Source organism: Streptomyces sp. NPDC006551, assembly GCF_040611675.1.
Lineage (GTDB): Bacteria > Actinomycetota > Actinomycetes > Streptomycetales > Streptomycetaceae > Streptomyces.
The window spans coordinates 97,759-103,952 of sequence record NZ_JBEXOT010000023.1 but is presented as its reverse complement, the minus strand read 5'-3'; the positions used below and the strand labels follow the sequence as shown (position 1 = coordinate 103,952).

At 73.2% G+C, this 6,194-nt stretch carries 3 protein-coding genes and 1 pseudogene; 3 read left to right on the top strand and 1 reads right to left on the bottom strand.

Features of this window, described 5'->3' with window-relative positions; all coding sequences use genetic code 11:
• Positions 1-313: pseudogene (locus ABZY12_RS21215) on the top strand (hypothetical protein); the annotation flags it as partial.
• Between the two features lie 78 nt (positions 314-391).
• On the opposite strand, the gene ABZY12_RS21210 reads toward ABZY12_RS21215, so the two are convergent.
• Entirely contained in the window at positions 392-1,417 is a 1,026-nt protein-coding gene (locus ABZY12_RS21210; RefSeq protein WP_356892504.1) for an ABC transporter permease, read from the bottom strand.
• 161 nt (positions 1,418-1,578) lie between these two features.
• Here ABZY12_RS21210 and ABZY12_RS21205 point away from each other — a divergent pair, with 161 nt between their 5' ends.
• Positions 1,579-5,145, top strand: coding sequence for a DNA polymerase III subunit alpha (locus ABZY12_RS21205; protein WP_356892502.1), 3,567 nt, complete (start codon positions 1,579-1,581; stop codon positions 5,143-5,145).
• Positions 5,142-6,152: a hypothetical protein gene (locus ABZY12_RS21200; RefSeq protein WP_356892500.1), complete on the top strand. Its 1,011-nt coding sequence runs from the start codon at positions 5,142-5,144 to the stop codon at positions 6,150-6,152. The genes ABZY12_RS21205 and ABZY12_RS21200 overlap by 4 nt, the downstream gene beginning before the upstream one ends.
• Positions 6,153-6,194: the final 42 nt, after the last annotated feature.

The window sequence follows — 6,194 nt, the reverse complement described above, 5'->3', positions numbered from 1 at the left end:
CGTGGACAACGGCAACATGTACGTCCGCCACGGCAAGCCCGGCGCGGTCGCCGGCAGCGTCGACCTGGAGTCGATCAAGCTGGCCGCCAACTCGGTCAACGGCGACGTTCAGTTCGGCACCAACTGGACCGGCACCAACATCACGGCCGCGATCGGTATCCCCGACGTCAACAAGGACGGCGTGCCCGACATCTGGGCTCGTGATGGCGCCACCGGCAACATGAAGCTGTACTACCCGTCCACCACCAACACCAACGCACCGGTCAGGACGGTCCTGGCCGTCGACTGGAAGACCGTCAAGGCGTTCGGCTGATCCCAGCCGCCCGCTGAACACACCGAGCCCCGGTCACCTGCCACGCAGCAGACGGCCGGGGCTCGGTCGTTCGGCGGCTCAGGCCACCTCGCCCGCGATGGGCTCCGCCTCCGGTGTGCGCTTCAGCGAGGACATCACCAGCGTGATCACGCTGCCGACGACGGCCCAGGCCGAGAGGACCAGGAGCGAGCCGGTGACGTCGTTGCCCTTGAAGTACGCGATCGAGCGCGCCGCCCAGGTGCCCGCGCCCGGGGGCAGGGCGGGGCCGATCGCGTTCCAGAACGGGGGCAGCATCGGAAGCGGGAAGGCGCCGCCCGCGCTCGGGTTGCCCGCGATCACGATCAGCAGGATCGCCAGGCCGATGCCGACGATGCCGAAGAGACACTGCAGAGCCAGGGTGGCCGCGCCGACGGCGAAGACGACCAGGGCGCCCAGGCCCCACAGGGCCGCGACGCTGCCCGGCAGGGCTCCCAGGATCGGGCCGACGATGACCGCGCCGCCGAGGCCGCCCAGGATCGAGTAGAGGGCGAGCACGCCGAGCCGGATGATCGCGCGTTCGCGGTTCGCGGGCCGGGAGCCCGCGCTGATGGCGAGGATCGCGGCGCAGATGTAGCCGCCGACGCACCAGCCGACGACCAGGTAGAACGCCGAGAGGCCGTCGAAGTCCTGCCTGGAGGCGGGGGCGATGTCGACGGTTCGGAGCGTGCGCCGGTTGGCGCTCTCGACCTCGGTGAAGAGCGTGTTCAGGGCGGAGGACAGCACCGTGCCGCCGCCGGAGGCGACGAGCAGGGTGTCGGTGGTCCCGGCCGGGTTCACCACCAGGGCGCCGTCGATGTCCCGGTTCATGATCTGCTTCCGGGCCTCGGCCTCGTCCGCGACCGTCCGGGGGGCGAGCGGTTCGCCGGGAAGCTTCTCCAGCCGCCCCATGAGCTGGGCGGAGACCTGCTGCGGCGCGACCACGCCGAAGGGCACGTCCTTCGGTTTCGGGCTGTGCAGCGCCCCGACGTACGAGGCGATGAAAAGCAGCTGGAGGACGAACACGCCGAGGACGAGCAGGGCGGCTCGCGGGGTGACGGCGCTCTTCAGTTCAGCGGCGAGACTCATGCCCCCACGCTCCGGGGCGGGGGGTGTTCGCGCAGGTGGGCTGGGGCCGAATGGATGAGAGACGAGCGGAGCTCTCGCCGTATCGTACGCGCGTTCGAAATGGTCTATGGTGAAAGAGAGGGGGTGGGAACGTACGTACGAATTCGATGCGGGAGGTGCGCATGCCGGGGTTCACGCATCTGCACACCGCGTCGGGCTTCTCCCTGCGCTACGGCGCCTCGCATCCCGAGCGGCTAGCCGAGCGGGCCGCCGAGCGCGGCATGGACGCCCTCGCCCTCACCGACCGGGACACCGTCGCGGGCGTGGTCCGCTTCGCGAAGGCCTGCGCGGCGGCGGGGGTGCGCCCCCTGTTCGGTGCGGACCTCGCGCTCGCCGGTCCCGCCCCGGCGGGCCGGGACGGGACCGGCTTCGGGCCGTCCGTGCCCGGCCCGGCCGGTACCGGTGCGGGTGCCGGTCCGCGCGGTGCCGGTGCCGGTTCGGGTGGAGCCGGAGGTGGCCTCGGTCGCCCGCGCGGCCACGGCCCGAACGGGACCTCCGCGCGCCGCGTGCCCGTGCGCGGTGGCGCCTTCGTGGACGAGTCCGCGCCCCGCGCCGTCTTCCTCGCCCGCTCCCGCGAGGGCTGGGCCGCGCTCTGCCGGATGATCACCGCCGCCCACGCGGAGGGCGAGCGCCCCCTGCTGCCCTGGGACGCCAACCACGGCGACGGCCTGACCGTGCTCCTCGGCCCCGCCTCCGACGTCGGCCGCGCCCTCGCCGCCGGCCGCCCCGACCGGGCCGCCCGGCTGCTCGCCCCCTGGCGCGAGCGGTACGGCGACGCGCTGCGCCTGGAAGCCGTCCACCACGGCCGGTCCGGCACGGGCCCCGGCTCGCTGCGGCTCGCCGCCCGTACCGTCGGCTTCGCCGCCGAGCAGGGCGTCCGCCCGGTCCTCACCAACGACATCCGCTACGCCGACCCCGGCCAAGGGCCCGTCGCCGACGTCCTCGACTCCGCCCGCCGCCTCGTTCCCGTCGACCCCCGCAAGGAGCTCGACAGCGGCGAGGCCTGGCTCAAGGGCGCGGACGACATGGCGGCCGCCGCCGAACGGATCGTCGAGGCGGCGGGCTTCCGCCGGGACACCGCCCACCGGCTGCTCGAACAGACCCGGGCGGTCGCCGCCGACTGCCTGCTCGACCCGGAGGACGACCTCGGCATCGGCTCCGCCCACTTCCCCGAGCCGCACCTCGTCGGCGCCGCGCACCGCACCGCCCAGCGTGTACTCGCCTCCCGGGCCGCCGCCGGCATGGTGCTGCGCGGTTACGACAAGCGCCGTGCCTACTGGGACCGGATGCACCGCGAGCTGGACATCATCGACCACCACGGCTTCGCCACCTACTTCCTGACGGTCGCTCAGGTGATGGACGACGTCAAGGAGATGGGGATCCGGGTCGCCGCCCGGGGCTCCGGCGCCGGCTCCCTCGTCAACCACCTCCTCGGCATCGCCCACGCCGACCCGGTCGAGCACGGGCTGCTGATGGAGCGCTTCCTGTCCAAGAACCGCACCGCCCTGCCCGACATCGACATCGACGTCGAGTCCGCCCGCCGCCTGGAGGTCTACCGCGCGATCATCGACCGCTTCGGCACCGAGCGGGTCGCCACCGTCGCCATGCCCGAGACCTACCGGGTGCGCCACGCGATACGGGACGTGGGCGCGGCCCTGTCCATGGACCCCGCCGAGATCGACCGGATCGCCAAGGCGTTCCCGCACATCCGGGCCCGGGACGCGCTCGCCGCCCTCGACGAACTGCCCGAGCTGCGCGAACTCGCGGGGGAGAGGCAGAAGTACGGCAGACTCTGGGAGCTGGTCGAGGCCCTCGACAAGCTCCCGCGCGGAACCGCCATGCACCCGTGCGGGGTGCTGCTCTCGGACGCCTCGCTGCTCACCCGTACCCCCGTCGTGCCCACCAGCGGCGAGGGATTCCCCATGTCCCAGTTCGACAAGGAGGACGTGGAGGACCTCGGGCTGCTCAAGCTCGACGTCCTCGGGGTGCGGATGCAGTCCGCCATGGCCCATGCCGTCGCCGAGATCGAGCGGGCGACGGGCGAGCGGGTGGACCTCGACGACCCGGAGCAGGTCGAACCGGGCGACCCGAAGACGTACCGGCTCATCCAGTCCACCGAGACCCTCGGATGCTTCCAGATCGAGTCGCCCGGCCAGCGCGACCTGGTCGGCCGGCTCCAGCCCGCCACCTTCCACGATCTCGTCGTCGACATCTCGCTCTTCCGGCCCGGACCGGTCGCCGCCGACATGGTGCGGCCGTTCATCGAGGCCCGCCACGGCCGGGCCCCCGCCCGCTACCCGCACCCGGACCTGGAGGGCGCGCTGAAGGAGACGTACGGCGTCGTCGTCTTCCACGAACAGATCATCGAGATCGTGCGGATCATGACAGGCTGCGGCCGGGGCGAGGCCGACCAGGCGCGGCGCGGACTGTCGCACCCCGAGTCGGAGGCCCGGATCAAGGTCTGGTTCGCCCAGCGTGCGGCGGCGCGGGGGTACGACGACGAGACGATCGCCCGCACCTGGGAGATCGTGGAGGCGTTCGGCTCGTACGGCTTCTGCAAGGCGCACGCGGTGGCCTTCGCCGTCCCCACGTACCAGTCGGCCTGGCTCAAGGCGCACCACCCGGCGGCCTTCTACGCCGGGCTGCTCACCCACGACCCGGGGATGTACCCGAAGCGGCTGCTGCTCGCGGACGCGCGGCGGCGTGGGGTGCCGGTGCTGCCGCTGGACGTGAACCGGTCGGCGGCCGCCCATCGCATCGAACTGGTGTCCGATCCGCCGGAGGTGTGGGGCCTCCGGCTCGCCCTCGCCGACGTCCACGGCATCAGCGAGGCGGAGAGCGAGCGGATCGAGGCCGGACAGCCCTACGCCTCGCTGCTCGACTTCTGGGAGCGGGCCCGGCCGCGAAAGCCGGTGGCCGAACGGCTCGCGCAGGTCGGCGCGTTGGACGCCTTCGGCGCCAACCGGCGTGATCTGCTGCTGCACTTGACCGAACTGCACCGCACCCAGCGCGGAGCCGCCTCCTACGGCGGTCAACTCCCGCTCGCCCAGGGCCGCAAGACCGCCCCCATCGGTCTGCCCGACCTCGACGAGTCGGAGCGGCTCAGCGCCGAGCTGGGCGTTCTCGGCATGGACGCCTCCCGTCATCTCATGGGCGACCACCACGCCTTCCTGCGGGAACTCGGCGTGGTCTCCGCCAAACGGCTGCGCGACACCCCGCACGGGCAGACCGTTCTGGTCGCGGGCGCCAAGGCGGCCACTCAGACCCCGCCGATCCGCTCCGGCAGGCGGGTCATCTTCACCACGCTCGACGACGGCACGGGCCTGGTCGACCTCGCCTTCTTCGACGACTCCCACGAGACCTGCGCGCACACCGTCTTCCACTCCTGGCTGCTGCTCGTCCGGGGCGTGGTGCAGCGACGCGGCCCACGCAGCCTCAGCGTGGTCGGGTCCGCGGCCTGGAACCTCGCGGAACTGGTGGAGCTGCGGGCGACCGGAGGTCTGGAGGCGGTGGGGGAGCGGCTCGCCTCCCCGCCGGAGAGCACCGGTGAGAAGACCGACAGCGGTCGCCGGATCAGGATGTCGACGGGGTACGAGATGAACCCCTGGGCTGACCTCCAGCCGGCCGGCGAGGGCGCGGCGACCCCGTCGCGGAAGTTGTGGCACAGCAGTCCGGGGAGCGCGGGATGATCCTCTGTGTACGGTTCCGGCTGGAGCCGATGTACGAGGCGGTACTGCCGCGACTGGTGGAACTGCTCGGCGAGTTCACCCCGGTCGTCGAGGCCGCCCCGCCCGACACCCTGCTCGCCGACGTGCGCGGCGCGCTGCGCTACTTCGGCTGGACCCCGGCGGAACTGGCCTCGGTGGTACGGGTCAGGGCGCTCGCCCTGTACGGCGTCGACTGCGTCATCGGGGCCGGCCCCAACCCGATGCTGGCCCGGATGGCCGCCCGCGAGGCCCGCCCCGGAGCCACCCTCGTCGTCGAGGATCCGGAGGGCTTCCTGCGGGACCGCCCGGTCGCCGCGCTCGACGGGGTCGGCCGCGCCACCGCCCGTACCCTCTGCGCGTACGGACTCGACTCCATCGGCCGGGTCGCGGACGCGCCGCTCGCCGTGCTCCAGCGCCTGGTCGGCGCGAAGACGGGACGCGAACTGGGGGAGCGGGCGCGGGGCGTCGACCGTACCCCGGTCGTACCGAACGCGCTCTCCCGCTCGATGGCCGCGGAACGCTCCTTCACACACGACGAGTTGGACCCCTCGTCCCATCGCAGGGCGCTGCTCTCGCTCGCCGGGGAGCTGGGCGCCCGGATGCGGACGGAGGGCCAGGTGTGCCGCTCCCTGACGGTGACCGTGCGGTACGCGGACCGGTCCACCACCAGCCGTACCCGTACGCCGCGCGAGCCGACCGCGCACTCGGCGGCGCTCACCGCCCTCGCGTACGCGGTCCACGAGTCGTTCGGGCTGCAGCGGGCACGGGTGCGGGGGATCGCGCTGCGCGCGGAGGGGCTCTCGCCCGCCGAGGGGGCCGCGCACCAGCTGACCTTCGATCCGGCGGACGAGAAGGCCCGGCGGATCGAGGCGGTGGCGGACCGGGCGCGGGCGAAGTTCGGTCCGCGGGCGGTGCTGCCGGGTTCGCTGGCCCAGGGGCCCGGGCCGGGGGCGGGGCAGAAGCCGGGGCAGGGGCCGCTGGCCGCCTGAAGCCGTGCGGTTACTCCTTATTGACGAGAAGTCAGTTTTTGC